We start from the raw sequence: 26,463 nt of genomic DNA, 5'->3' as shown, positions 1-26,463 counted from the left end.
TCATCAGCTGGAAATGCCAAGGCCATGCCATGAAAATCGGCCCTTCAATTGGAATGAGAGCCCGGCTCAGGGAATTTTTGCCCCATCAGTGTGTCAATTTGTTGATCACGGCGGCCTTTGCGGGCAGGGTGAGGTGATGATCCAGCAACGAAAACGCAAAACCAAAGACCCTTGCCCTGAATGTTACCTGCACCGGGATTTGTGCCTTTGCAGTTTGATACCTCGCCTGGAATCCCGCTCCCGATTGTGTCTGGTAATTCACGCCAAAGAATTAAAACGCACCACCAACACCGGCCGTCTGGCGATCAAGGCTTTGTTTAACAGCGAGATGCGCGTGCGCGGCGACAGTCAGGAAGCTCTGGATCTGTCTGATTTGCTGGTGCCCGAATACCGCACGGTTTTGTTTTTTCCTGCAGAAGATGCGCGCGAACTAAATGCCGGATTTATGGCGGAAGACCCAAGGCCTTTGCAGTTGATTGTGCCGGATGGAAACTGGCGGCAGGCCAGCAAGGTCAACACCCGTCATCCTGAAATTGCCGGGATTCCGCGAGTGATGATCAGTGCACCCAACAAATCCCAGCACCATCTGCGGGCGGAAACGACCGAGGAAGGCATGGCGACTTTGCAGGCGATTGCGCAGGCCTTTATGGTGGCGGAAGGCCCCGAGGTCGGTGGGGCCTTGATGGATTTGTATCAGGAAAAACTAAAAAGAACTCTGATGGGACGGGGAGTTCTGCCAAAGCCGACTTAGACGTCGGCTTCCATGATCCAGGTGTCAGTGTCATTGAAGAGCTGCTCCAGGATCTCATCTTCAAACAAATGATCCCCTTTGAACAATTCAAACAGAGACAGGGACCGGCTGGTTAGTTCCTGGTAGGACTTCAGTTTGCCGAAGTATTCTTCCTTGGTCATTTCCGGAGCGGCCAGAGGTTTATGAACCTCTTTTTGCCCGAAGATCAAAGTGTCATAGCTGTAGCTGTTAAAGACCAAAGCCTCTGTCGCCGTGAACTGTGAGTTGGAACCAAAGTTCCCCGCGCTCAGCGGAGGTCTTTGGTTGAACAGATTCACGATAGTTTGAGCATGACCAATGTTGGTCTTTTCGCGGCAGTGCTTCCAGAACGGAGTGTCCAGTTTCTTGTTGAATTTATAATGCATGCCCACAAACCAGCGGAAAGTGTCCCAAGTCACGGCGATTTCATTGTTGATACCGGTGATTGAAATCTGATCGTCCAAAGTTTTCGGCATCAAACGGCACAAAACATTGATGCTGTGAACAGCGGTCTGGATGGCCGTGGATTCCAAAGGCTCGATAAACCCGTAAGAGTTCCCCAAAGAGAACACGTTTTTCACCCAGGCTTGAGTGTGACGGCCTGAGCGGAATTCAACCATTTTGTATTTTTCAAAGTGACCGAAGCGGGCACGGGCTTCAGCCAACGCAGTTTCTTCGTCACAGAATTTGGACGAGAACACGTACCCATAGTGATCTTCCGTGCGCATAGGGATTTTCCAGCACCAGCCGTTGTTCATGGTGATCACAGACGTGTAGCAGTCAACAACGTCTTTGTTCGGCATATCAAAGGTCAGTGCGCGATCGGTGACCAACGTGTCCGTGAACGGCGTGAATTCTGTTTTCAGTGCCTGGCCCAGAATTTTGGAGCGGAAGCCGGAACAGTCAATGTACAGATCATAGGAAAGACTGTGACCTTCTTTGGATTCCAAATATGCCACATAACCACGCTCATCCAGTTTTACTTCATGAACTTCGGCATCCAGAATATCAATGCCGCGGCTTTTGACTTCCTTGTTCAGGAACCGGATCAGGTTCTTGTTGTCGATGTGGTAAGAAAACGGAATGCTTGGCAGGAATGAAGTCAGCGTGCCATTTTTGTTGCGAATGACCGGAATTTTATTTTCATTCATCAGCACCGATGGCCAGTTGGAATTCTTGATGTCATTTTCATAATAATAAGACTCGTACTGGTGTCCGGCAAAGAAGCTGAAATTGAATTTGTAATCACCCGGGCAGCCCCAGTCAAAACGAATCCCGAACTTCAAAGTCGGTTCCACTTCGCGGAAGAAATCCACCGGGTCGATCTCAAGCCCGCGGTGCAGGAACGGCACGATCTCGGTGGTCGTGGATTCGCCAACACCGATCACTGGAATTTTGCTGGACTCAATAACAGTGACTTCAACTTCAGGGTGATATTTTTTTAGTGCCAGGGCTGCGAGGTATCCGGCGGTACCGCCGCCCAGAATGCCGATGGTTTTGATGTCCGTCGGCGGGCATTTGGGGAAGTTCAGATAGCTAAGGTCAAAGGCATTGTCGATATGTTCTGAAAGTGTGCTCATGGTGGGCTAATCTGCCCGCGAATTCAGTGATTTGCAACTTGAGAGATCCACGGGCCCGTCCTTGTATCTTTCAGCTGAAATAAATACTGTCCAGGAATTTGACACCGATCAATTCCTAGGAGTTTTCATAACTCTTTGATAGATTCCCCGGCGGCGATTCACGCCGTCGTAAGGGGAGTCCTTGTGTTGAATTCAAAGCTGTTGTTGTCATCCTTGCTGCTTTTGTCCCTTGTTGCCTGTACTAAAAATGAAAAGACAAATAGTGTTGAGCTGAACGGTCAAGAGACCTCGATTATTGGTGGCGAAAAGGCCGACGCCACAAATCCAGTGACGGCTTCCACCGTTTCTTTGATTTACAACTATCAGGGAAAACCTTACTCCATCTGCACGGGAACTTTGATTTCAAAAAATCTGGTACTGACAGCGGCTCATTGTCTGGTGGACTTGCAGGGCGCTGAAATCTTTGTTCATATCGGTGAGGTGCTTCCGACAGCTGTTGATGAAACTAAGCTTTTGCGAGTGGCGGAATACGAAACCCACAAGGACTATCACCTGGTTTATAATGATAGCGGCTTTCCGGTGACGGGCCGTAACGACGTGGCTTTGATTAAGTTGTTGTTGGATGCTCCGGAAAATGCTGTTCCAGTGCCAATTTTGGATGAGTCCGTGGAGCTGAAAGCGGGCGAGACCTTGTTGCTTGCAGGTTATGGATTGCTGAATGAAATCGATAATCCGGTTCCGGCAACAGGTTTGAACTTTGTGCGTGTGCCATTGGCTAAATTGTGGGAATCCATTCTGGTGACAGATCAGAACAATGCCAAAGGTGCTTGTTCTGGTGATTCCGGTGGCCCGGCTTATTTGGAAACTTCCAAAGGACTTGTTGTTGTCGGGATCACTCGCGGACCGCACGATCTTGCGCCTGACTGCCGTCATTTCGGTGAATACACCAATGCTACGATGTTCAAAACATTCATTTTGGATGAAGCTGCCGCTATGGGTGCTGACGCCCCTGTCTTTACGACCGAGCGTCAGTAAATTGGCCTAAAGATTCGTCTGCAGTGTCAAAAAGACGCTGCGGACTTCCCCTGGGTACAGATAGATGTGCCCGTACTGAGTCGGGGATTCCTTCCAGTAACTTTCATCCGTCAGATTTTCAACTGCCAGACGTACAACGGTTTTTCCCTCTTTTGCTCCAAATTCATAAGAGGCTCCCGTATCCCAACGGGTCCATGCTGACAGCATCATGGAATTATCCGCAGTCACCGCGCGTTCACCTTCATAGGACACGCGGGAATTCACTGACAATCCCTGAACCCCCGGGATCAGATAATTCACATGGGCGCGCAAAGTATGCTCAGGCAGATTCGTTGGACGCTGGTCATTGACGGCAGGGTTCAGATTGCTGTCCAGACGGCGGGCCTTCAGCCACATCGCTGAAGCCGTCCATTGCAGACGCCCGGCTTCGCCACCCAGTTCCGCCTCAAGCCCCTGATGGCGGCTAAGACCGTCGATTTTATAGTCCGGTCGTTGGTCCTCCACCTGAGGACGTTCAATTTGGAAGGCTGCAAGACTCCAAGTCACAGCTTCACCACCGCGCACACCGACTTCAACCTGCTTGCTGATCACGTCCGGCACAAATTGCCCTGGGTTGGTGTAGCCACTGCGGTTCGGGGTGACATAGGTTTCTACACCTTCACCATAGCTGACATAAGTCATCCAAGTCGGGAACTGATAAGACAGCGCCAGCCACGGCAGCACAAAGTTTTCGCGATAATCAGTGGCGCGGGATGCATCGGTGCGAACGCTGCTGCGATGAACGTCACTGAAACGAAGCCCCAGCCACGCGCCCCAAGGACCAAATTTGGCTGAATCAAAGGCAAACAGTTCGTTCACTTCAGAATCTCTATTGGTGTTTTCATCTGTTAACGCAGGATCTGCCGGAAGCTTCGCCGTGCCTTGCACATTACCCACACCCACCGGGTTGTAAGCCTGTTTGTCATAGCGTTCACGGGATACATATCCCAGGTAACCGATATTGATGTCGTGGGAAACAGACCCGGTTTCCGCTTTGATTTGCAGGGACGTTTTGACGGCCTGAGTGCTGCGGCGTTCGTTTTCGCTTCGGAAGTCATACATGTCAAAAGTGCCGTCAGAACAATAGCGGTCATAATTGTTTTCAGCCGAGCAGCCAAACGGGTAAGCCAGGCGGTCGTCGGTGTGCAGTTCTTGTGCGCCCGCGGCGGTGTGCCAGGTCAGGTTCTGATTAAAGCGGTGAGTATACTTCAAGCTTCCGGTCAGACCGGTGAAAACCACCGGCAGGGACCAGCTTTGATTGTTCAGGTTCAGGCGCGGATCAGATACAGAGGGCAGATCATTTCCTAAAAGGCTGAACGCAGCTTGTGTCGGCTGGGATTTTTTGGACCATTCGATGTCAGATTCAAGCAATTGGTTCTCTGAAATGCGCCAGCTGTTGGCCAAAGCCAGGACACTTCGTTCACCTTTGCTGTCTTCCACTGCAGGGCTTAAGTTTTCATGGGCCACATTCAGGCGATAGCCGAACTGTTCAGAGCCTTTCATCGGGCCAGCGGCATCGGCCGCGATCAGCCAGTTCCCATAGCTTCCCACTTCCGTTTCAAGCAGCAGTTGGCGACGCGCTGTCGGGCGTTTGACGACATAGTTGACCATGCCTCCTGGCGAGCTTGCACCGGTCTGCAGGCCATTGAGTCCTTTCAGCACCTCAAGACGCTCTTTGTTTTCCAAGGGAATGGATGTTTGCGCATTGATCGGCAGGCCTTCACGCAGGAAGTTTGCGCGATTGTCCAAAGTGAACCCACGAATCGACAGATAGTCCCAGTATCCCGAAGCGTTGTAGCTGTCGGTAACCGACGCTTCAATCAGGGTAATATCAGACAGGCGGTGAATGCGGTTTTCACGCAAGGACTTGTCACTGATCTGGGAATAGGAAAGCGGCAGATTCTGGGCTGGCACTTCCGGGAAACCAAAGGCCTCCAGCGGTTCCTGAACCTGATCATCCTGAACAGTGATGGTGTTGATCTCGGTTGGAGCGTTTTGTGCGTGCAGGCCCTGGCTGGTCAGCAGAACTGTCATGGCAGAGAGGATTGATACGTGTTTTTTCATAGCCTTCCTTTGGCAGGTCGGCAGGACAGAAAGGGGCCTTTGGGATGAGCCGGATCTTTCTATTCTTGCTTCCCTGCGCGAGCATTATCTCTATCAGGTTCAAAGGGTTATTCTCAGTCGGTGAATTCACCAACACCCCTAGCGTCAGGTCAGCGTTATGATTGAGGAGGCCGCCCAGGTCAAATTCTTTTTGGCAACAGCGGAGGTCGGGCGTTATTTTCATTAATTCCGTTTATTTCCACGAACCCATGCTAAGCTTTATATATGAATATAAATCAAAGCCTGCTTCGCGAGTTCGTTATCAAGGGTTTGGTCTCTTATAAAAAAGAATTGCGCGGGCCTTTCTTGCAGGGTTTTCGGCAGCAGTTTGCCAGCCTGAATCCGGAAGAAGTGGCAGAGGCCTTTATTGATGTCACCTTTCTGGGATCGGCTCTGACCTTTCTGCAAGGGGAGCAGTGGAACCTGAAAAAGGATCCTGACACCAGCTCCGAAAATTATCTTCGTTTCACCGAACAGACCTTTGCCTCCAATCTTTTGTCTTTGAATTACCTGCAGGACACTCTGCAAACCATGAATGCAAAAGAACTGCGCCAGACGGCCGAGCTCTGTGAAGAGCTGGAGCGTCTGCTGTTGTCCCACGTTCAGTCAGCGAGTCAGGAACAGAAAAACCGCTTTGTAGCCAGAGCCCTGCAGTTGATGGAAAGCGTTTTTGCTCATGAAAATGCATTGTCGTTACAGGGAAACACGCAGGCTCGGTCCCTGGCGCTTTCATTGTATCGCACCTTTGATGGACTGGATCAGATCTTTGGTTTGAACTATGACGCCGACGTGGGAATGAAAACGGACGTGAACGGCACTGAAAGATTGTATGAAGGCGCGGGCCTGGGGGTGCAGTCTTCGTATTCAACTTTACTGACGGCTTTGCGTGAAGTTCAGGCGTCACAAGGAACGCGCTTCATTGACCTGGGTTCCGGTTATGGACGGGTGGGCCTGGTGGTGGGCGTGCTCAGGCCGGATATTGACTTTATCGGGTACGAGTACGTCAAACACCGCGTGGATATTTCCAACGAATCCACGGCCAAGTTCGGTTTGCAGGATCACGTGCATTTTTTCACGCAGGATCTTTCCGAAAAAGACTTCCGTATCCCCGATGCCGAGGTCTATTACATGTTTGATCCGTTCAGCAAAGACACCTATCAGCATGTCTTGAATCAATTGGTGGAGGTTTCACACCGTCAAAGAATTGTCGTGGTCACCAAGGGCAATGCGCGGCTGTGGCTGAAAGAAATCGCCGAACGCGAAGGCTGGTTGCCGGGTCAGGAATTTGACGGCGGCAATCTGTCGCTGTTCCGTTCGCGCGAATAGTTACTTTACAAATTTGACCTGGAACTTTTGACCTTTGATGCGGCCGTCACGCAGCTTTTGCATGGCACCGTCCGCGACTTTCGCAGACACCGCCACAAAAGAGATCTTGTCCTGAATTTCGATTTTACCCACATCTGTCGAAGTCAAACCACCCGCAGCGCCGGTCAGGGCCCCCAGAATATCGCCGGGACGAAGTTTATCCTTGCGGCCTCCCGAGATCGAGATGGTTTTCATCGGAGCTTCTTTCAGGGTTTTATTCAAACCATACTGATTTTTAAAGCCCAGTGACGGACGGGCGAACTTGCCGCCGGTCAGCTCTTCGAACTGCCCCAGTTTCAGAGTGTCTTTAGGGTGCGCAATCGTGACCGCCACGCCGGTTTTGCCAGCTCGGCCGGTGCGACCGATGCGGTGAACATAGATTTCCGGGGAAAGTGGCAAATCAAAGTTAATAACCAGTTCCAGATTGTCGATGTCCAGGCCCCGGGCCGCCACGTCGGTGGCAACCAGAATGCGGTGGGATCCGTTGCGGAACATCGCCATCACGCGATCACGTTCACGCTGTTCCATGTCACCATGCAGGCAGCCGCTGGCAGCACCCAGGTCATTCAGGCGTTCTGCGATTTCCGCCACCGCATTTTTGGTATTGCAGAAGATGATTGTGGAATCCGACGGATGCTGTTGCAAAATACGCATCAGCACATTGGTTTTGTCGTTGTCTTCGCTGTCGTAAACCAGCTGCTCGATCAAGTTTTGTTCTTCATCCTCGATGATCAGCTGTTGGGCGTGGCGCTGGTATTTGCGGGACAGATGTTCGATGGATTCCGGGAAGGTCGCGGAAAACAAAACTGTTTGTCGTGATCCTGGCAGATCACGCATCACGGTTTTGATTTCATCGGCAAAGCCCATATCCAGCATTTTGTCCGCTTCATCCAGGACCACAGTTTTCACCGCAGAAAGATCAATGCGGCTGCGGCCGACAAAGTCAGCCAGACGGCCTGGTGTACCGACAACAATCTGCACACCATTTTCCAAAGCGTCAGCCTGTTCTCGGCCGGATTGGCCTCCGGTCATGGCCAGAACCTTCAAGCCCGGCAGACGGCGGCCCAATTTGCGGATTTCAGTGACAACCTGACTTGCCAGTTCACGGGTCGGGCACAGAATCAGGGCCTGCAGTTCAGGCAGGTCGATCTGGATCTTGTTCAGGATCGGAAGTGAGAACGCCGCGGTTTTACCACTGCCGGTTTTGGCCTGACCGATCAGGTCCTTGCCCGCCAGAAGCAGCGGAATGCTTTCCTGCTGGATGGGTGTCAGTGTCTCAAAACCCAGCTCCTGAACAACAGCCAGCAGTTCGGGGGACAGGGGAAGAGATGAGAATTGATTTTGCGACACAGGCACCTCGGGAAAATGAAAAATATTTAGGTAGCAGGCAGGGCATTTAATGTCGAGTCTTGAATGGAAATACGAAAAAATGACCCGCCCCAGATTTAGGTACCCCCACCTGCAGTTTTGTGGCATCACTGCGCCATGGTTCAAATCGGTCAAATCAATAAACTTAAAGTCGTCAAAACAATGGAATACGGGGTCTTTCTGGATGGTGGAAGTGACGGGGAAATCCTGTTGCCCGCGCGTTATCAACCCGAAAAATGTGAGGTCGGTGACGAGCTGGAAGTTTTTGTCTGCTTTGACTCTGAGGACCGTCTGGTGGCCATGACGGAAATGCCGTTTGCGATGGTGGGAACTTTCGGTTTGCTGAAAGTGAAATCCATTGAGCGTGTGGGGGCTTTCCTGGATTGGGGTTTGCCGAAGGATTTGTTCCTGCCATTCAGTGAACAAACCCGTGAGCTGAAGATCGGTCAGAACGTGCTGGTGTATCTGTATCTGGATAACACCGACAGAATTTCGTCCTCTATGCGTCTGGATCGTTTCATGGACAAAGAATCCGGAAATTACGAAGCCGGGCAGAGTGTGGATCTGTTGATCGCAGCCAAAACCGATCTGGGATACAAGGCCATTATCAACGGTCGTCACTGGGGCATGTTGTATGCGAACGAAGTGTTTCAGCAGCTGGAATATGGTCAGCGTCTGAAAGGTTTCATCAAGCAGGTGCGTGACGATGGAAAAATTGATTTGCGCCTGAACGAAGCCGGTCACAAAGCCACGGCTGACATCGGTGAGCGCATTATGGAGTTGTTGAAATCCAAAGGCGGCTTCCTGCCAATCACCGACAAAACAGATCCTGAAGCCATCTATGATCTGTTCGGAGTCAGCAAAAAGAAGTACAAAATGGCGCTGGGCGGGCTGTATAAAAAGCGCCTGATCACGGTCCATGATGACGGCATCCGCCTGGTGGATGGCCGCTAAACGGCCGCCACGGGGCTTCCCGGCCCCCGGACAGGTCTGGACCTCTTACAGGGTGGGTTTTTACAACCCAAACCCACTTTTGGCCTTTAAGTTATTGATTTCACAATATTTTGTTTGTTTTTGCGCACTGCCGCCAGTGCCTGAGTGTTCGCAGCTTTCAGCGAAATAATGCTCATTTAGGTTATTCTCATTTTAATTGCTTCCCCTTTTCCGAGAAATTCGCTAGAAATTCTCTAGCAAGAATTTAGTCTCTGGAGAGTTTTCGGGCATAGGGCCCAAGACCTCTTAAGAGCTTCCCAAAAGCAAATCTTAGGAGGTTTATATGGGTAAAAAAATCTACGTTGGAAATCTTTCTTATTCTTTGGATGATCAGTCTTTGGCTGACACTTTCGCTGAATTCGGAAATGTTGAATCTGCACGCATCGTGATCGATCGTGAAACTGGTCGTTCTAAAGGTTTCGCTTTCGTTGAAATGTCTACTGACGACGAAGCAGCAACTGCAATCGCTAAATTGAACGGCGTTGAGTTGATGGGTCGCGCGATGAACGTATCTGAAGCTAAACCAATGGCTCCTCGTGAGAACCGTGGTGGCTTCGGTGGCGGTCGCGGCGGTGGCGGCGGCGGTAACCGTGGTGGCGGCTTCGGCGGCGGCAACCGTGGTGGTCGTTTCTAATTTAAGATTTTAATCTTAGTGAAAAGGGCGGAAAGAAATTTCCGCCCTTTTTTTATTTCTGAATCCTGTCTTTTCTGTCGACGCATCAGTCAGCTTACACTTTCTCTGTAATTCATAAAGTCCACTTCCACGCTAAGTTCCCGATTTCAGTCACCTCAGCAGTTTTGATTTATTGGCGCTGTCTTTGCTTTAAAACCAGCAGGAGGACGGCATGACCACACTGGGTATTCGTGTCTCATTTTTGTTCTTGTTTGCGCTGGCGCTGGCGGCCTGTGGGGGCGGCGGCGGTTCGGGCAGTGTGCTGCCTGCCGGGGGTGATTCCAGCGACCAGGAATCCTCTGGAGAAAGCAATGGCTCCGAGTGTGGAACCATGGTGGACATGGCCTGCGAAGTCCTGGTGGCGGTCAATCAAGAGCGCACCAGCCGCGGGCTGAATGCACTGAAGGCCCTGCCAGCTTGTGTGGCCGAAGCCCAGGCCCATGCTGACGACATGGTGGCGCGAAACTTCTTCGCCCATGACAGTCCGACGGAAAGCACCTCGCAGCGTTTTGCACGGTTTGGTCTGTCGGGAAGTTATTGGGGTGAAAACATCGCCGCCGGATATTCAACCGCCGCGCAAGTGATGGCGGGCTGGATGAGTTCCACTGGGCATCGTAATAACATCTTAAGTTCCAACTTTCGCACCATGGGTGTGGGGATCGCTGCTAATTCACAAGGCATGCTCCACTGGGTTCAATGTTTTTCAGGTAAGTCCGCGCTCTAAATCTGGAGCCAAAATTTCTGGCACTCTTCTTGAAATGATTCTCTCATGACTTCCTTTAAGAAGTCCTCTGGTGGCAAACGGGCCCCAGTGAAATTCCGGGGGGAATTATGATCACACACACTTTGTTGGCAGCTTCATTCACCTTTATGTCTTTGGCCGCTTCGGCTGCGGCAGCGGGATTTGTCGAAACTGCGGGCAACGCCTGTGAATGGACTCCGGGGCGCTATGAGCTGAGCGAAACCGAGGGTCGTGTGCGCATCCCCAACGGACTTTACGTCAAGAAAGAAGAAACCAGCAAGATTGCCCGTGGCAGTTGCACCTTTGCACTGACATTGAAAGCTCCAGCTGGAAAAAAGATTGTCGTGCGTGACAGTCAGCAATTGATCAGCCTGCGCGCTTATCCCCAGCAAACCCGTGTGAAAGCGGAAGTCGAAATCTTCAAAGCCGGCAGTCAGGGCGCGAAACAGACTCTGGAAATCGTGTCGGCAGAAAAAGCTGAAAAAACAACCCAGTATGTGGGGCAGAAAGACGTCTTGCTTGAAACCGCCTGTGGCGGCTCTGATATCCTGCGCGGAAACTTGTCAGCGACTGTCATTGGTGAAGGCAAGGGTCGTGCATTTGCTAAAAATGTGACCCTCGACATTCAGGAGGTGGATTGCAATTAAGGATTGCACCACGGACGTGGTGTGATGATTTTTGTGATCTCGTTGGCTCGCATATACAGGAACTCCGGACCCACCGCCAGACGGGCGCGCTCGCGGCGCTGGGATCTTGGAGACACTGTACGAATCTGTCCATAACCCAGACCATCGGTGATGGTTGTTCCAGTCATTCCTTTTAAACTCCATTTCACGGTCTTGCCAGCGATCGGTGTTACGTCCGATTCCGTCAGGATTGTCGAGATGGTGCCTTCTGAATCCCGGCACAGCAGACGAAAATGCAACACTACAAAGACCTCCTGCCTGCAGTTTTGCGAACGGGAATAGCCATACCCTGCATCACAGGTGTTGAATGCACGTTCGGTAAAGCCCAGCTCTTCCGGGGCACGATCCAATCCCAGGAAAGTTTGTAAAGCGACGTAGTCAATACTTGATGGTGCCGCTACATCAGGCACTACGGTCACTGACGCCGGGGATTCTTTCTTTGGAGTGGTGGTGCATCCGGCAAGTACAGCCACAAGAACGGCAAAAATCCATTTCATAAATATCCCCTCGCAGTGGTGTATAACTAAGCCTAGGTTAAATCTGGTAAATTACAAGGTATTCTATTTTGGAGATTCCCCAAATCCGCCTTAACGTAACTTGATATTTTCGCGGGAGGAATTTCATGTATAAAGCCCTCAGTAAAGCTCTGGTGCTGACACTCGTTGGAGCAAGCTCTGTCTATGCACAGCAGGACCCTATCGCCATCATCATTCGCAACGCCAAGGGTGAGCAGGTGGGGAATGCAACACTGACGGATGTGACCAACGGAATGCGTATTCAGATGGAACTGCAAAACCTTCCGCCCGGCGAAAAAGCCTTTCACATTCATGAAAAGGGCCTCTGCACTGCTCCTGATTTCAAATCGGCCGGCGGCCACTTTAATCCTGATAAAAAGAAGCATGGGCACAAAAGCAAAGGCGGCCCACATGCAGGCGACTTCAATAATATTGTCGTGAAAGAAGATGGGACTGCGTCAGTGGATGTGGTTAACCCCATGTTGACCGTCCAGGCAGGAAAAAATTCGGTGGTCTCCAAAGAGGGGACCTCGATTGTGATTCATGCAAAAGCGGATGATTATAAATCCCAGCCTGCAGGCGATGCCGGGGATCGGATCGCCTGTGGAGAGATTAAAACTCCGCCGAATACAAAACCTGTTATCAAATAATTACTTGGCAAAGGCGTAAATCAAACTACCACCCTTAAGCATGCCGATAACTTTGTCGCGCAGGTGATTTGCCACAGCTGGACAGCCCCAGCTGCGTCCCTGGATGACACTGGATTCCTTCACATAGCTTGCTCCGTGAATCACCACGGCGCGGGCACGGGCGTTGGAATTTGTGCTGGAAAGACCATCCAACTTCAAAGACAGACCGTGCTTGCCTGTGTATGTTTCTGCCGCCAGGTAATAACCCAAAGAGCTGGCATTGGAACCGGACTTGTTGCTGAATTTGTCAGCGTAACCGTCGTGGTTGGCATCAGAGCCCTTGCCGTGGGCGGTGTGGATCGCAGTCACTTCACCCGTGGACATATTAATGATAAAAAAACGGGCTTGCGTCGAACGTTTGCCGAAATCAATCAGCGACAGATACTTTTTGTTTTTGATCCGGGATTGGTTCTTGTCGAAGTAAACAACGGCTTCCGCCAGAGCTTTGGAGTTGATCAGCCTCTTTGGATCAAGATGATCATAGTTCTTCAGTATCGCTTCGCTTTCCATCACCGTGGTGGTGTCTTCGTTTGTTGCCGTCTCAGTTTCTTCGGCTGTGGATTTATCAACTGTTTCTGTATCGGGAATTGTCTGCTCCATCTCGGTGTCGTCCGGAAGGACTTCGGCGGAGCTGTAGTCTTGGCCTGCGCAGGCGGTCATGGAAAGGAAAGCGGCCAATACCAGGGATTTTTTAGAGATTAAATTCATCGATCCTCCGTGAAAGATGCTGTGTGTTCTTCGACAGATGCTAGCTGACACGAGGTGTTCGTCGGAAAAATTGTTACTGCGACATAATTTTTAGGACCTTGTGCGTGGGCGAATTTGCAATGGATTCAGGTTCTTCAATTCCTTCGTTCAGTGAACAAACGAAAGTGAAATTGCAAAGTCCTGCTGTGGCTTAAGATGCAGTAAGGGAGCGGGTTTGCGGTTTTCATATTTTTTTGCAGGAGTACTATAGGGGTATGAACTCTGGATGAATGAAAGTTAGAAATAACCGAAGCATCAAAGAGTCCAAAGAGGACCGTGAATAGGATCAATTGAATTGATCCCTCACTAAAAGGAGCTCAAACAATATAGTTGTTTCTTAGATGAAAAAAATAGAGTGTGCTTTTGAGTGACTCTGATTCTATTCAAAAAAGAACAATTCGTTTTTCTCCAGATCCTCTGTGCCCATGTGTTTTACACGTGGGCATTATTTTTTTTAGCACCTGCCTTTACAATGGACTCGATCATCACAAAGGAGTCCTTATGCATATCTGCGGTTGGTTTGAAATTCCCGTGAAAGACATGGGGCGCGCCATGAAATTCTATGAACAGTCTTTTGATGTCTCGTTCACGCTAAGTGAAATGGGGCCGGTCAAGATGGCCATGTTTCCGATGAAAGAAAAAGAGCCGGGCGCAACTGGAGCCCTGGTGCAGGGGGCCGATTACAAGCCATCCCATGACGGCTGTTTGCTTTACTTCAGTGTAAACAGCATCGAAGACTGCCTGAAAAAGATCAAAGACAAGGGGGGTAAAACCCTGACCGATAAAAAGAGCATCGGCCAGTACGGTTTTATTGCGACCTTCGAGGACACCGAAGGCAATAAAGTGGCTTTGCACGCCAAAAACTAGCTTAATTGAAAGCCAAGTAAGACTGGCATTTATGACACTTGCAATCGGCGATGGGCTTCAGGTAGAAGTCCCCTCATGAAAACATTTTTGATTTCTGCCTTTGTTCTTTCCTTGTCCCTGAACGCAGGGGCTTCTATTTCTAGAATTGTCTGTGTGCCGGGTTACGAGCCGATGCGCGACGAGGCTGTGATTGAAGTCATCTTTAACCGCGCCATTGATCCGCTGAAGCCAGTGATTGGCAGCTATAATCTGGGGGCGGTATTGAAACTTCACGACAAAATCACTGGTCAGACGTACACGCGGTCTGATGTTGTGCTGGTTCCAGCAACATCCATGGATGATGTGAATCTGCGTGGTGGTGCTGCTGGGATGGTGCACATCCGTGTCAACCCGGTTCTGAAAAACGGCGCGTTCATGGGTCGTTACACCGGCGATCTTTTCATCAATGATCTGGATTCCCGCAATTATTACAATCTGACCGGCACCCCGCTAGAGCCGGGAATTGTGTGCGAAACTCGTTAAGAGTCCGCTAGGGCGTCCTGTTCCGGGACTGTTCCATTCTGCCTCCATAGTCCTTTTCTATTCTTGAAAAGGACGAGGAGGTCCTTATGTTTAAAACTCTGCAAAAACAATTGATCGCGACCCTGATGTTGGTGGCTACCACTTCCGCACACACCACGTTGGCGCAGGAAAAGTCCCACGAAGCCATGCGTGAGGCGTTCCGTGCCTGTCACGAAGAACTGGGCATCGAGCAACCTGAACCCGGCCAAAGACCTCAGGCCCCCGATGATGAAACCCGCGCCAAGATTGATGCCTGCCTAAAAGAGAAGGGCTTTGAATCACCGGCGAAATTCGGCCGCAGCGGTGGTCCGGGCAAAGGTCGTCCGGAACGTTCTGCTTCCAGTGGTGTGCAATAGTCAAAATGAGACCATGAAGGGATTCTTGGATTTTGGTGGGTTAAACTAAGGTCCAAGAGTCCAAAGGAACTTTTTGGGAGGGCTTGTGAAAACACTGGATAGATGCTCACTGCGCGTGGGGCAGGAATTGGTGATCAGGGAATCTGAGCGGGGCGATGATTTGCATCGCGGAGATCGCTTGCGGGTTGTCGGGTTTCAGATGCTTTCGGAGACTGTCAGTCAGAACTTCCGGATCGGAAGTTCATTTTACTGGGAAGGTGAGGCGGTGTTTACACGCCTTTATGTGGCGGAGCTTGATGGTGACATCTTTCTGGTGTGGCCGGAAGAAACCTCCAACGGCCACTTTGATGTCCAGTACCTGCGTTAGTTTCCGCAGACCTCATCCAGGGTCACCTGATATTTTTCAGGATTGAAGACGCGGCCTAATTTGCCTTTGATACCGCCAGAACCGCGGCGTTCGATTTCACAGTCTTCCACTTTCGCGAACTGTTCAGAAATCATGATACGGTGAAGGCTGATACGCAAAGTATTCAAAGCTGTCTGGGCTTTGATTTTGTTGGTCACAGAGCTTGTCAGGCCGTTGGAGGCCTCAAGCACGTGCAGCAAGTCCGTCATGCCCAGCTTATAGCGCAGAACTTCTGCATCATAAACTTTCACCAGGTTTGCGTGGGCCAAAGCCGCAGCATTGTACTGCTTTTGTGCTTCCATCAAAGAACCCAAAGTCACTTCAATCAGGTTGGCTTGTTCGAATTGCAGTTCTTGCTTGCGCAATTTCAGCTGTTCGATGTTCAGGTTGCTGATTTTCAAGTTAGGGAAGTAAGCAAAACCAAAGTTCACAGAACCGGAGTGCTCAAGACCGCCCATGGATCCGTTCATGCGGGATGCCCCCAGGGAATGACCACCCAGGAAGCTGAAAGCCTTGCTCCATTTGTTGTATTGAGCAGAGGTGATCATGGCAGCCATCTGGCGGCTTTCCGGGGATTTTTCGTGCACCTGAGTCAGCAAAGACTGCGGGGACCAGTTTTCAACCGGGGAAACCGCGACAGTCGCGTCCTCAAACACGATTTCGGTCGTCAAAGACAAGCCCAGCAATTCGCGGATGGCAGCTTTTTCCTGAAGAACCAGTTCGTCCACTTGAGACAACTGCACCAGTGCCATCTGGGTTTGAGCCTGAGCTTGCAGGTATTCCTCTTCCCGGATCATGCCCAACTGAGCCGGCAGGCGCAGTTGTTCTTCGATGGCTTTCAGGTTTTCGTATTGCAGAGCCAGGATGCCACGCAGTTCGATATCCCCAAGGATCGTCACGTAGATGGAGTAAGCGGAAGAATAACCGTTCAGCTGAGCGATGTAGTGAGACATACCCTGCGCTTTAAGCAGGTAAGTGTTTTCTTTCAGGTCCATCCAGTTGGAAGGCATCAGGAAAGGCAGCAGGAAGGAAACAGAGTTCAAAGCAAAGGAGGGGCCGCTGGAAATAGCCCCGCCCAGATTCACAGAAGGCAGCAGATTTCCACGCGCTACGTTCACGCGTTGTTTGGCCTGGTGAACGTTGTTCAGGGAGATCGCGATTCCAACGTTGCGATCCAGGAACATGCGGCGAAGAGTGTCGGGATTAACTTTAACAATGACGTTGTTTTGAGCCGTGGTTTTTGGTGCGGCAAAGGCCGTTGAAGTCGTGACAAAGACGGCAAGCAAGAGTGCTGCGAATACTTTCATGAATCCCTCCGAAATAAACCATGAAAGATGTATTTGGACGGCTATTCCTTGTCAAACGGAGTGTTATTCGGAGTCCGAAATAGGGGGATCTTGGAGGTTTTTTCAGCCCTTTTGCCACGCTGCCCCCGGGAGGGAAATTGTCAGTGTCCCAAAGCAACCCAGGGGCCCGGCTCAAGTTGATATGGATGTCTTGGAAAACTTTAATGCTGCAGTCCTTGTGTTACCATAGAAAAAATTAAAGAAGCCGATTTCTAGGAGTTGTACGTTGGAAGATCAGAAGTCGTTTCAGTATAGTTTTAACCAGAAAAATAAAATGCTGGTGGTGAGTTTCTCTGGCGAGATCAGCACCCCGGTGTTGCCCGCCCTGGAGGCCTGCCGTCAGGAACTGCTGGCCAAGCGCGAGGTCAGCTGTGTTGTCTTGTACTTCCAGGATGTGGATTCCATCAGTGCGGACGCCATACCGTGGCTGGCCCAGGTGCAACGGGAGATTCGTTTGAAGCCCGCAGAGATTCGCCTGTGTTCCCTGCGCGAAAATCTGCGGGAACGGCTTGTGCGCATGGGAGTCATCCGGGGGTTGGAAGTTGCAGATGATTTAAAGTCCGCTCTTTTGTCCTTCAGCCGCGCTGGTTGATGTGCTAAGTTGACGGCATGAACAACTACAGTTTTAAAAAATACCAACCGTTAAGTCTGCGTGTCTGGCACTGGCTGAATGCTCTGGCAATTCTGGGGCTGCTGGGGACAGCATTTTTGCGTAAAACCTTTTTAAGCTGGCGCACAAACTCGGCCCTGATTGAAAGCAAACTTCAGGAAGCCGGAACCACAATCACTCCTGAGCTGGCCAAGGATATTGCAGTCAGTATTCGCACTCCCATGTGGGACTGGCATTATGTCCTGGGCTTCACGCTGGGGGGCTTGATGCTGGTGCGTGTGCTGGTGGGGATCTTTGCTGTTAAAAAGTGCCCGGCCACGCATGCGGCTGAAAGCGCCTGGAATCTGCGCAAGGTTCCAGCAGGGCAGAAAACCAATGCAATTCATTATACGCTTGTTAAATCCGGTTACGCACTGTTTTACCTGGTCACGGTCTTTATGGTGGTGTCAGGGCTTACTCTCTATTTCAAAACCGAACTGGGGATCAGTAAAGAAGCCCTGAATCCAGTCAAAGAAGTGCACGAACTGATGATGTGGTTCTTTGTGGCATTTGTTGTTGGGCATATTCTTGGATTGGTTATTGCTGAAAATCGACATGATCAGGGACTTGTTTCAGATATGATTCACGGTGGCTCCAAGGATTGATTTCATTCTTGTTGTTGCGGGTTGCAAACACTTAAGGTTGCGCACCCGCACTGTGATTGCCTTGCCGATCAGTGCCTGATCTGATCTTGGCATGAATACAAAAAACTTTGTCGATGTCCTGAAAGATCACTACAAAGAAAAGCGTGACAGTGACCGTCATTTTTCCCAACGAGCTTACGCTCGTTATATCGGGATTGATGACTCCCGCCTGTCAAAAATCCTGCGCGGCAAACGTCCCATCCATCCCGAACTGGTCGAAGCCATCGGGCGCAAGATTCAACTGAGCGACCAGGCCATTGAAACTTTCAAAAAAGCCGAGTTGCAAAAATACCGACGCCACACCCGGCGCGCGAAGAACAACATGGTGAAACTTCAGAAGATTCCTCTGGAGACCTTTAAGATCATTTCCGATCCCCGGCACTATCATATTCTGGAACTGCTGAAGCTGAAGAGCTTTCAGCCGGATGTGCAGTGGGTGGCTCTGGTGATGGGGATTCCAGTTTCCCAGGCGCAGGAGTGCATCGACCGGTTGCAGGCCGTGGGTTTGTTGCAGATAGAAAACGAGGGCACCTGGATCGACAACTCGGAAGGATTCACCACGGATATTTTAAGTGATGTGGCGGCGTCCGAAGCACATCGTCGGTTCCAGAAAGCGGTGTTGTTGCGTTCCGTGCAGGCCTTGCAGGATCTGTCGTTGGGGCATCGTGATCAGTCTTCGATCCTGGTGGCAACCGATTCGCGTAAATTGCATGAAGCCAAACAGATGATCAAAGCGTTCCGGCGCAAGCTGGGTCTTTTTCTGTCCGATAGCGAAACCAAGGATCAGGTGTTTCAGCTCAGTCTTTCGTTGTATCCACTGAACAAGGAGGAATAGTGAAAGCACTGTTGATGCTTGCCATTTCTTTGACGCTGTTGAGTTTTACCGCCCAGGCCTATCGCGAAAGCAATGGCGGCAAGGGTGTGCTGACAGATCGGGGAGTGGTGCTGTTGGATCTTTATGAAGCGTCTGTTGATCAGCCGTTCTTTGGCGGCTCCTATTCTGAAAAGGCCTATTGGGATTTGCGATTGAGTCTTCCCAAGGGATTCCCGGTGCAATTGATTGCGCAGAAACTGGCGGACATCGAAAGGTTTTCGCCGGAGCTGCATTTGCTGCTTTTGATGTTCCTGAATGATTTGCGCTGGGAGATTACCCGAGGTGAACTTGAAATGACGGATGATCTGGAAAAACTTCCGGCGGTGGATCCGGCAAGGCTGGTTCAATTGGCTGTGCGAAAAAAGAAGCAGATTTTCATTCATCGTCCACTGTGGAATATCATGTCGTTGGACCAGCAGGCGGCGTTGGTCATGCATGAAATGCTGTATTACCACTTTGATGCCCGTTCGGTTACCGGAGTCAGTCTGCCCGTACGGCAGTTTGTGGGGGTGCTGTTTTCAGAACGTTCCTACAACCAACTGATACGGGATGGGGAGTTCCGGCATCAGTGGCGCAAGATCTTGTTATTTGCAGATTGAAAGTTCACTGACAATTTTTTTGGTCCACTTGTATTTCAGTTTTCGCCCTTGAGGTCGCAGAACTTCCCAGTGTGATGAACGACTGAATAATTCGCCTTTGGCACCGAACTGCATATCCAGCAAATGCAATCCGCACTTCAAAGAGCTTTCCGGTTTTTCCCCGTCGCCGTTTTTGCAGCCGATTTCGGGACCGTGTCCATGTCGTCCTTCACTTTCATAAGAGGCTTCTTTGCCACGATGAAGCTGTAAGATGCCCACGGCAGTTCCATTGGGACCCTTGGCCGTGTGCGGGCCAGCTCCGCAGGTGCTTTCACCCAGGACCATGACATTCATGATGGCGACAAAGACCACCTTCTTTTCTTCCGGTCCCAACTGGGGATAGGCCGGGCAAAGGCTGACAAGATCCGGTGTGCCGTCAAAGAGGTTCGGATACTCGCGCTCATTCAGGATGTTCAGAATATGCTGGCCCCAGGGGCCGTAGCCTGTGTTGGTGACCATGCTGCTGCAGACTTCTGCGACCTTGCGGTCCTTCTGTTTGTTGTAGTTGTATTTGTAAATGTCTTTATAGGACTGATCGCCGCCCACGGCGGAACGAAGGGCGCGGACCTGATCCACGGACTTGTCGCCACGGTCTTCACAGCCAAGGCAAACACCCCGGGCTCCGTCAGATCGCAATGTTTTGCGGGTCTCCGCAAAAGCCGGCAGTCCCAGACTAAATATGATTAGTGCCGTTAAGAATTGTCTCATAATGTCTCCGAAACATTGCAAAGCAAGCATGATGCCGGAGACTCAAAACGAAAAGAGCAGACTCTTAGAGTCTGCTCTTGTTCAGAAATATCACACTGTCGTGACAAAACTGCGCTGTCTCAGAACGAGACAGGGATGTTACTAGTCGCGGAACTGACGTTTAGGACCACGGAAGCGTTTGATGCCCGGGTGGTCACCACGACGCTCTGGACGGTCGGTCTCGGAGCGCTGAGGGCGCTCAGAACGCTCACTGCGTTCCGCACGAGGGGGACGAGAGTCGCTGTTGCCAGAAGCACGGTAAGAACGCTCGGAACGCTCTGCGCGTTCAGCACGTTCGCTGCGCTCAGGACGTTCAGTGCGCTCAGCTCTTTCCGGACGATCACGGAAAACCGGTCTTTCAGTTCTTTCTGCGCGCACTTCGCCACCGTTGAAATCAGCGCGGGCACCTTCCGAGCGGAAGCCACGGGCAGGGGCGCTGGCGCCACGGCCACCACCGAATGGACGGCGGGCACGGGAATCATCACGGTCATCACGACGGTCACCACCACGGCCGCGAGAGAAGCGGTTGTCGTTTGGATCACGTGGCAACAATTCACGAGGAACACGGTCGCCCATGTAGTCCAGCATCAGATCTTTTTTCACGAACACGTTCGGGAAGTAAGCCGCGATGAAGCGACCCAGAAGCTCTTCTTTGGAAAGCTCTTTGAAGTTGATGTCTTCAGCCTGGATCAGATCCTGGATCAGGTCCATCGCCAGTTGCAATGGTACGGATTCAGGGTCCATTGTGCTGACTTTGTCCATAACGTCTTTGATCTTAAGGCCAGCCACTTCATCAGCAGAAGGGACAACACCTTTGGTCAAAACCGCTTTCGTGTTTTGCATCACACGGCGAAGAAGAGTCAGTTGCTCTGGATTCACCAGGGTGATTGCAGTTCCTTTTTGACCGTTACGACCTGTACGGCCGATACGGTGAACGTAAGATTCAGAATCCCAAGGCAAAGAGTGATTCACAACGTGAGTCAGATCTTTGATATCCAGACCGCGGGCAGCAACGTCTGTCGCCACGATCACCTTCACCTGACGCTGTTTGAATTTCTTCAAAGTCGCTTCACGTTCCTGCTGGGACTTGTCACCGTGCAGGGAGTCTGCCGGGAATCCACGCTGAGTCAAAATGTCAGCAAGCTCTGCCACTTCCATTTTCGTCTGGCAGAAGATGATGCCATAGAATTCCGGAGCGGTTTGCAACAGACGTGCAATCACTTCTGTTTTGTAGGAGTTTTTAACTGTGTAGTAGATCTGCTCGATAGTGTCAGCAGTGCCGCCCACTTTGTTCACAGAGACAGTTTCAGGATTTTCAAGATAAGTGGAAGTCAAACGACGAACTTCCGAAGACATGGTTGCAGAGAACAACCAAGTACGGCAAGCCGCGCGAACAGAGTCAGAGTCTTCCGGCTGAGTTGCAGAAAGGATTGTTTCCAGAGCTTCTTTGAAGCCCATGGAAAGCATTTCGTCAGCTTCATCCAGAACGACAGTTTTAACGCTCTGAAGTTTGATCATTTTCTGTTCAAGGAAATCAACCAGACGGCCCGGAGTCGCCACAACAATGTGCGCGCCACGTTTAACACCGTCGATTTGTGTGCGGTAAGAAGCGCCACCGTAGATTGTAACTACGCGAACGCCTTTTTTCTTACCCAGCAAAGTCAGCTGTTCTGCCACTTGCAGAGCCAGCTCACGCGTTGGGCTCAGGACAAGAGCCTGAGTGTCTTTGGTGGTGCTGTCGATGTTCTCAATCAGCGGGATACCGAAGGCAGCGGTTTTGCCCGTACCAGTCGATGCCAGACCGATAAAGTCATTGGCACCGGCCAGCAGAATCGGCAAAGCCTGACGCTGGATCGGAGTTGGAGTGGTGAAGCCCATGTCTGCCATCGCAGCCATCACAGGTGCACTCAGTCCAAAGTTTTCAAAATTGTCTACGGTTGTTAACGGAGTCATTAGAGACCTTTCAGGTATTGGAAGTGGTCTCAAATAAAAAACACCATATGTGCATTGATACCGCACTGCTTGCGGCAGATCCAAGCCCACTTCAAAAAGATGCGCCAAGATAGTCGATCTTGGCGCGAAAAGCTTTATATATTTTTAATATTTCCCAGAATAATGAACTATTTGCACAAGGGAAGGGTCTTCACAATAGCAGCGATGTTATTGATTTGTTGGTACTTTCCGCCGGATTTGATCACTGCCCAATACACCCCTGAACTTACGACAATACGACCTTTGCTCTTGATCTGGCCGGCCATAATGCCCACTCCGCAGTGCAGATTGATGTAGGGATCCAAAATGGTTTTCTTCGGATCGGTGGGCGCTAGGTTCTTGTCCTTTTGCCAGTCGAATTTGCAATAGCGGGCCCATTGCACGTCCTGATAGGAAAGCTGCAAAAGCCCTTCAGAGTAAACCTTGCCTCCAGTCACGGGGTCTGTGCCCATCGTGGTTTCGTGCATTCGCGAAACGGGACTGTAGGCGCTCTCATATTTGGCAATGGCGACAAAGAGCTGGGCCCAGGCGTTGGCCCGCTGGTTGTTGTCCAGAGTGTTGTATTTCGGGCAGAAGGTGGTGATGTCATCAGCGCCGGGAAGCAAGCTGCTCCATTCGTTCAAGATCAGCTCCTGCAGGTATTTGGACCATTCAGTGCGCTCTGGGTATTTGGTGCTTTCCCAGGCCAGGGCCTGCATCTTATAGCCGGGCTCTGGTTCAGGCTCTGGGGTCGGCGTTGGTGTGGGTGTCACACCTGTATCTGTATCATCACCGGGATCGGTGCTGCCGGGATCTGTGACCCCTGCACTTTGGTTGGAATCATCCAGACTGGTGACTGGAAATTGACTGGAATTTGCACAACCTGTGAACAGAACAACGAGTGAAATCAAGGCGGCGGCGATTGTATTGTTTTTAACTGCAGTGTGGTTCTTTGTTGCGATCATGTGTAACCCCCGCAGAGCTACCAGAGCAACGTCGGGACCATGTGAGGCGGGTCTATATTTGGCGAAGTCCTTGATATCTCTTGGGGATTTGGACCAGAAAAATCGCGAATTTGGGATTTTTTGTGTAGACTCTGAGAGGTGCTAAAAAAGAAGGCAGATTTTCCCGAAATTTTTTGAAGCCTTCAGAAGTAAAAAAAGTTATACGAAGGACCTATGATTCATTTATCGAACATCACCAAGCAGCAGGGTAACAAAGTCCTCTATCGCAACGGATCTTTCCAGATCAATGCCGGAGAGAAAATCGGTCTGGTCGGCCCCAACGGCGCCGGTAAAACCACCATCTTCCGCATCATCATGGGCGAAGAGGGCATCGACGGCGGCACTATTTCCAAATCAGATCGCACTGTGATCGGCTATTTCTCCCAGAATATCGAAGAGATGAAAGGCAAGTCCGCCCTTGAGGAAGTGAAATCCGCTGTGGGTAACATCGGCGATATGCAAGTGCGCATGCAGGAATGTGAAGCCAAGCTTGCGGACCCGGATCTGGATCCGGATGAGATGATGAAGATCCTTGAGGTCTACGGTGAACTGCAGGGTGAATTTGAGCGCCTGGGTGGTTATGACCTGGAATCCCGCGCCGCGGAAATCCTGACCGGTCTTGGTATCGGCCCGGATGACTATCACCGTCCCAGCGAAAGCTTCTCGGGCGGTTGGAAAATGCGTATTGCTCTGGCGAAAATCCTGGCTTTGAATCCTGAAGTGCTTTTGATGGATGAGCCGACGAATCACTTGGACGTGGAATCCATCGTCTGGCTGGAAGAGTGGCTGGTGAATTTCAAAGGCGCCATCCTGATGACAAGTCACGATCGTGACTTCATGAACCGTTTGGTTGGCAAGATCGTCGAGATCGCCAATAAAACCATCACGGTTTATGGTGGCAACTATGACTTCTACGAAAAAGAGCGCGACATCCGCAAAGAACAGCTGATCGCCGCAGCCAAACGCCAGGAAGACATGCTGGCCAAGGAAGAGGAGTTCATTGCCCGCTTTGCGGCCCGTGCCTCCCACGCAGCGCAAGTTCAGTCCCGTGTGAAGAAACTTGAAAAAATCGACCGTATTGAAATTCCGGATGAGGAAGCTGAAATCAAGTTTGAATGGCCGGTGCCTCCGCGTGGCGGGGACGAGGTTGTGAAGCTGGAAGGCCTTTCCAAAATCTGGAAACGTGATGACGGCAAAGAGAAACTGGTTTTCTCTGGAGCAAATGCATTGGTGAAACGCCTGGACCGTATTGCGGTTGTGGGTGTGAACGGCGCGGGTAAATCCACGCTGTTGAAAATCATCGCGGGTCACGCCGATGCCACCGAAGGCAAAATGACTTTGGGTGCTTCCATTAATCTGGGTTATTTCTCTCAGAACTCTTTGGACGTTCTGGATCCGAAAATGACGATCGTTGACGAAGTTCACTCTCGTATTCCGAATGCTGGCATGGGCACGGTGCGAAGCCTGTTGGGTGCTTTCAAGTTCTCGGGCGAAGAAGCTGAAAAAAAGATCTCGATCCTGTCGGGTGGTGAAAAATCCCGCGTGGTTCTGGCCTGCATTCTGGCGCAGCCGGTGAATTTGCTGATTCTGGATGAGCCGACGAATCACTTGGACATCAAGTCCCGCGAATTGCTGCTGGATGCGATCAAGAACTTCCCGGGCACTGTGATGATCGTATCGCACGATCGTCACTTCCTGCGCGAAGTGACCACAAGAGTATTTGAAGTCGACAAGAATCAGATTCGCATCTATGACGGCGACTACGAATACTATCAGCATAAAAAACAACAAGAGCAGATGGCTTAATGACTGGCAAAACCCTGGATCTGAAAAGTTTCAAAATCCCGCTGGGAAAACTTTCCCCGCTTGAAACTTTTCGCACACGCCAGGGGGATGTCCTGTCTTATCGCCTGTACCCCGCATGGTCAGACAACCTGATTGTCCTGTATCACGGGGTGGGCAGTGACAGCCGGTACATGTGTGTGCTGGCCACCGCCATGGTCCAGGCCGGACTGGGCACCGTGGTGACCCCGGATCTGCGCGGTCACGGTGCCAGCCTGAATGCGGCCGATCCCAAGTCGCCGCATCAATTCGAAATCGATCTTGAAGAACTTATCATCCACATCAAAATGACCCGCGCGGTTTCCCGCGTGATGCTGGCCGGGCACTCTTTGGGTGGCGGCTTCGTGTTGCGTGTGGCGGTGTCTGACATTCGCAGGCAGTTCGCCAAATTCCTGGCGATCTCTCCGTATCTGCCACCCAGCTTGAATGTTTTCCGCGAGGGTTTCGGCGGGTGGATTTCACCTGACAGCGTTGGTGGCTTCAAGGTCAACATGCCTGCGGAATTCATCAGCGGTCAGGAAAAGCTGGCTTACAGTGCGGCATATCTTGCAGCGGTGACTCCGTCGGAAAACATCATGGCGGATCTTCAGAAGATTCAGCCATCGGTGCAAGTCGTGGTGGCTGATCAGGATGAACTCATCATCCCGCAGCGCCATGTGGATCTTTTTACTGCAGCCGGAGCGAACATCCGTGTGGTGGAAGGCCTGAATCACCTCACCATCGTCTCGAAACCGGATGTCTGGTTGTCGCAAATTTCACTTTGAGCCGTCAGTATTACGATTTCTCCCCCAGGTGGGAAATTTACACTAAACCCCTTTAGCTCTATCAAAGTCCTGCCGAAAAGTTATACGAAATAACCAAAATAATTGAACGTAGGTGGTGGTTATGAATACGGAGCTTGGCGCATTTGCGCTCAGGCAGGTGCTTGCCTCAACAGCAGTTCTGGGGCCGATTTTAATCCTGATCGGACTCTGTTACTTCCTCTTTAACCAAAGCAGAAGAAGCGTGACCTTGTATATAGGCACGGGCTTGATTCTGACCGTCATCGGAGTCGCTTGCTTGTACTCCGAACTTCGAAGTGAAGACTCAAGGGTCCACAACGATGCAGCCATCGAACAGGTCGAAGTCATCGCTGAGGAAGCTGTTCGGAAGTAGTTCCTTTTACTTCCTTCCTAGCGCGGGGGATTTGGCGGCTTGTTGCCGCAGSCTTGGCGCTACGGGGGACGCCGTCCGGGCTCAGTTGCCGTTCGTCCC

28 protein-coding genes and 1 riboswitch are annotated in these 26,463 nt (G+C 51.1%); of the genes, 19 read left to right on the top strand and 9 right to left on the bottom strand.

All coding sequences use genetic code 11. The features are described from left to right. Positions 1-136 precede the first annotated feature (136 nt). Positions 137-751 carry a tRNA-uridine aminocarboxypropyltransferase gene (locus tag ACNQKP_RS12540; protein WP_417865018.1) on the top strand — a complete coding sequence of 205 codons (615 nt, stop codon included), beginning with the start codon at positions 137-139 and terminating at the stop codon, positions 749-751. Here ACNQKP_RS12540 and ACNQKP_RS12535 read toward each other — a convergent pair. After that, a complete protein-coding gene (locus ACNQKP_RS12535) occupies positions 748-2,349 on the bottom strand; it encodes a tryptophan halogenase family protein (RefSeq protein WP_417865017.1) in 1,602 nt (533 codons plus the stop codon). The two genes, ACNQKP_RS12540 and ACNQKP_RS12535, sit on opposite strands and share 4 nt — an antisense overlap. A gap of 183 nt (positions 2,350-2,532) precedes the next feature. Between ACNQKP_RS12535 and ACNQKP_RS12530 the strand changes: the two genes are divergently transcribed. After that, entirely contained in the window at positions 2,533-3,384 is an 852-nt protein-coding gene (locus ACNQKP_RS12530; RefSeq protein ID WP_417865016.1) for a S1 family peptidase, read from the top strand. 6 nt (positions 3,385-3,390) lie between these two features. Here ACNQKP_RS12530 and ACNQKP_RS12525 read toward each other — a convergent pair whose 3' ends face one another. After that, positions 3,391-5,487, bottom strand: a complete 2,097-nt coding sequence (locus tag ACNQKP_RS12525) for a TonB-dependent siderophore receptor (protein WP_417865015.1) — start codon at positions 5,485-5,487, stop codon at positions 3,391-3,393. 53 nt (positions 5,488-5,540) lie between these two features. Continuing rightward, positions 5,541-5,637, bottom strand: a riboswitch (TPP riboswitch). Positions 5,638-5,751: 114 nt separating this feature from the next. On the opposite strand from ACNQKP_RS12525, the gene ACNQKP_RS12520 reads away from it, so the two are divergent. Continuing rightward, positions 5,752-6,852: an SAM-dependent methyltransferase gene (locus ACNQKP_RS12520; protein ID WP_417865014.1), complete on the top strand. Its 1,101-nt coding sequence runs from the start codon at positions 5,752-5,754 to the stop codon at positions 6,850-6,852. On the opposite strand, the gene dbpA is transcribed toward ACNQKP_RS12520, so the two are convergent. Beyond that, on the bottom strand, positions 6,853-8,241 hold the full coding sequence (gene dbpA, locus ACNQKP_RS12515; protein WP_417865013.1) for an ATP-dependent RNA helicase DbpA: 1,389 nt from the start codon (positions 8,239-8,241) through the stop codon (positions 6,853-6,855). A 135-nt stretch (positions 8,242-8,376) separates the two neighbouring features. Here dbpA and ACNQKP_RS12510 point away from each other — a divergent pair, with 135 nt between their 5' ends. The 4 genes from ACNQKP_RS12510 to ACNQKP_RS12495 all read left to right on the top strand — a co-directional run bounded on the left by ACNQKP_RS12510 (position 8,377) and on the right by ACNQKP_RS12495 (position 11,314). Further along, positions 8,377-9,213, top strand: coding sequence for a S1 RNA-binding domain-containing protein (locus tag ACNQKP_RS12510; protein WP_417865012.1), 837 nt, complete (start codon positions 8,377-8,379; stop codon positions 9,211-9,213). Between the two features lie 322 nt (positions 9,214-9,535). Then, complete coding sequence (locus tag ACNQKP_RS12505; RefSeq protein ID WP_011163890.1) at positions 9,536-9,886, top strand: RNA recognition motif domain-containing protein; 351 nt, start codon at positions 9,536-9,538, stop codon at positions 9,884-9,886. A 211-nt stretch (positions 9,887-10,097) separates the two neighbouring features. After that, entirely contained in the window at positions 10,098-10,649 is a 552-nt protein-coding gene (locus ACNQKP_RS12500) for a CAP domain-containing protein (protein ID WP_417865011.1), read from the top strand. Between the two features lie 107 nt (positions 10,650-10,756). Beyond that, a complete protein-coding gene (locus tag ACNQKP_RS12495; RefSeq protein WP_417865010.1) occupies positions 10,757-11,314 on the top strand; it encodes a hypothetical protein in 558 nt (185 codons plus the stop codon). Here ACNQKP_RS12495 and ACNQKP_RS12490 read toward each other — a convergent pair. Next, positions 11,311-11,850, bottom strand: a complete 540-nt coding sequence (locus ACNQKP_RS12490; protein ID WP_417865009.1) for a hypothetical protein — start codon at positions 11,848-11,850, stop codon at positions 11,311-11,313. The genes ACNQKP_RS12495 and ACNQKP_RS12490 overlap by 4 nt on opposite strands. 125 nt (positions 11,851-11,975) lie before the next feature. Between ACNQKP_RS12490 and ACNQKP_RS12485 the strand changes: the two genes are divergently transcribed. Next, the gene (locus ACNQKP_RS12485; RefSeq protein ID WP_417865008.1) at positions 11,976-12,518 is read left to right on the top strand and encodes a superoxide dismutase family protein; all 543 of its coding nucleotides are present in this window, start codon (positions 11,976-11,978) and stop codon (positions 12,516-12,518) included. Here the strand turns inward: ACNQKP_RS12485 and ACNQKP_RS12480 are convergent, their stop codons facing one another. Then, entirely contained in the window at positions 12,519-13,265 is a 747-nt protein-coding gene (locus ACNQKP_RS12480) for a murein L,D-transpeptidase catalytic domain family protein (protein ID WP_417865007.1), read from the bottom strand. Between the two features lie 540 nt (positions 13,266-13,805). On the opposite strand from ACNQKP_RS12480, the gene ACNQKP_RS12475 reads away from it, so the two are divergent. The 4 genes from ACNQKP_RS12475 (at position 13,806) to ACNQKP_RS12460 (ending at position 15,455) form a co-directional block, all read left to right on the top strand. After that, positions 13,806-14,171 carry a VOC family protein gene (locus ACNQKP_RS12475; RefSeq protein WP_015090544.1) on the top strand — a complete coding sequence of 122 codons (366 nt, stop codon included), beginning with the start codon at positions 13,806-13,808 and terminating at the stop codon, positions 14,169-14,171. A 75-nt stretch (positions 14,172-14,246) separates the two neighbouring features. Beyond that, positions 14,247-14,693, top strand: coding sequence for a hypothetical protein (locus ACNQKP_RS12470; RefSeq protein ID WP_417865006.1), 447 nt, complete (start codon positions 14,247-14,249; stop codon positions 14,691-14,693). 86 nt (positions 14,694-14,779) lie between these two features. Then, entirely contained in the window at positions 14,780-15,088 is a 309-nt protein-coding gene (locus ACNQKP_RS12465; RefSeq protein ID WP_417865005.1) for a hypothetical protein, read from the top strand. Between the two features lie 85 nt (positions 15,089-15,173). Next, the gene (locus tag ACNQKP_RS12460; RefSeq protein ID WP_417865004.1) at positions 15,174-15,455 is read left to right on the top strand and encodes a hypothetical protein; all 282 of its coding nucleotides are present in this window, start codon (positions 15,174-15,176) and stop codon (positions 15,453-15,455) included. On the opposite strand, the gene ACNQKP_RS12455 is transcribed toward ACNQKP_RS12460, so the two are convergent. After that, positions 15,452-16,801, bottom strand: coding sequence for a TolC family protein (locus tag ACNQKP_RS12455; RefSeq protein ID WP_417865003.1), 1,350 nt, complete (start codon positions 16,799-16,801; stop codon positions 15,452-15,454). The two genes, ACNQKP_RS12460 and ACNQKP_RS12455, sit on opposite strands and share 4 nt — an antisense overlap. A 265-nt stretch (positions 16,802-17,066) precedes the next feature. On the opposite strand from ACNQKP_RS12455, the gene ACNQKP_RS12450 reads away from it, so the two are divergent. The 4 genes from ACNQKP_RS12450 (at position 17,067) to ACNQKP_RS12435 (ending at position 19,606) form a co-directional block, all read left to right on the top strand. Next, the gene (locus tag ACNQKP_RS12450; RefSeq protein ID WP_417865002.1) at positions 17,067-17,432 is read left to right on the top strand and encodes an STAS domain-containing protein; all 366 of its coding nucleotides are present in this window, start codon (positions 17,067-17,069) and stop codon (positions 17,430-17,432) included. 17 nt (positions 17,433-17,449) lie between these two features. Then, positions 17,450-18,094, top strand: coding sequence for a cytochrome b/b6 domain-containing protein (locus ACNQKP_RS12445; protein WP_417865001.1), 645 nt, complete (start codon positions 17,450-17,452; stop codon positions 18,092-18,094). A gap of 91 nt (positions 18,095-18,185) precedes the next feature. Next, positions 18,186-18,968, top strand: coding sequence for a TIGR02147 family protein (locus ACNQKP_RS12440; protein ID WP_417865000.1), 783 nt, complete (start codon positions 18,186-18,188; stop codon positions 18,966-18,968). Next, positions 18,968-19,606, top strand: coding sequence for a hypothetical protein (locus tag ACNQKP_RS12435; protein ID WP_417864999.1), 639 nt, complete (start codon positions 18,968-18,970; stop codon positions 19,604-19,606). Before ACNQKP_RS12440 ends, ACNQKP_RS12435 begins: the two co-directional genes overlap by 1 nt. Here ACNQKP_RS12435 and ACNQKP_RS12430 read toward each other — a convergent pair. From ACNQKP_RS12430 to ACNQKP_RS12420, 3 genes are all read right to left on the bottom strand, one after another. Next, positions 19,592-20,353 carry a hypothetical protein gene (locus tag ACNQKP_RS12430; RefSeq protein WP_417864998.1) on the bottom strand — a complete coding sequence of 254 codons (762 nt, stop codon included), beginning with the start codon at positions 20,351-20,353 and terminating at the stop codon, positions 19,592-19,594. The two genes, ACNQKP_RS12435 and ACNQKP_RS12430, sit on opposite strands and share 15 nt — an antisense overlap. Positions 20,354-20,494: 141 nt before the next feature. Further along, positions 20,495-22,345 (bottom strand): DEAD/DEAH box helicase, encoded by a 1,851-nt coding sequence (locus ACNQKP_RS12425; protein WP_417864997.1) that lies wholly within the window; start codon positions 22,343-22,345, stop codon positions 20,495-20,497. A gap of 167 nt (positions 22,346-22,512) precedes the next feature. Beyond that, positions 22,513-23,328 carry a hypothetical protein gene (locus ACNQKP_RS12420; RefSeq protein ID WP_417864996.1) on the bottom strand — a complete coding sequence of 272 codons (816 nt, stop codon included), beginning with the start codon at positions 23,326-23,328 and terminating at the stop codon, positions 22,513-22,515. 213 nt (positions 23,329-23,541) lie between these two features. Between ACNQKP_RS12420 and ACNQKP_RS12415 the strand changes: the two genes are divergently transcribed. From ACNQKP_RS12415 to ACNQKP_RS12405, 3 genes are all read left to right on the top strand, one after another. Next, positions 23,542-25,173 (top strand): ABC-F family ATP-binding cassette domain-containing protein, encoded by a 1,632-nt coding sequence (locus ACNQKP_RS12415; protein ID WP_417864995.1) that lies wholly within the window; start codon positions 23,542-23,544, stop codon positions 25,171-25,173. Further along, on the top strand, positions 25,173-25,973 hold the full coding sequence (locus tag ACNQKP_RS12410) for an alpha/beta hydrolase (RefSeq protein WP_417864994.1): 801 nt from the start codon (positions 25,173-25,175) through the stop codon (positions 25,971-25,973). The genes ACNQKP_RS12415 and ACNQKP_RS12410 overlap by 1 nt, the downstream gene beginning before the upstream one ends. Positions 25,974-26,094: 121 nt before the next feature. Continuing rightward, positions 26,095-26,364 (top strand): hypothetical protein, encoded by a 270-nt coding sequence (locus ACNQKP_RS12405; protein WP_041577309.1) that lies wholly within the window; start codon positions 26,095-26,097, stop codon positions 26,362-26,364. Positions 26,365-26,463: the final 99 nt, after the last annotated feature.

The sequence above is a fragment of the Bdellovibrio bacteriovorus genome, assembly GCF_048286975.1.
In the GTDB taxonomy this organism is placed as follows: Bacteria; Bdellovibrionota; Bdellovibrionia; order Bdellovibrionales; family Bdellovibrionaceae; genus Bdellovibrio; species Bdellovibrio bacteriovorus_H.
Note: the sequence above shows the minus strand (reverse complement) of the source record. Positions and strands in the feature narration are given on the sequence as shown.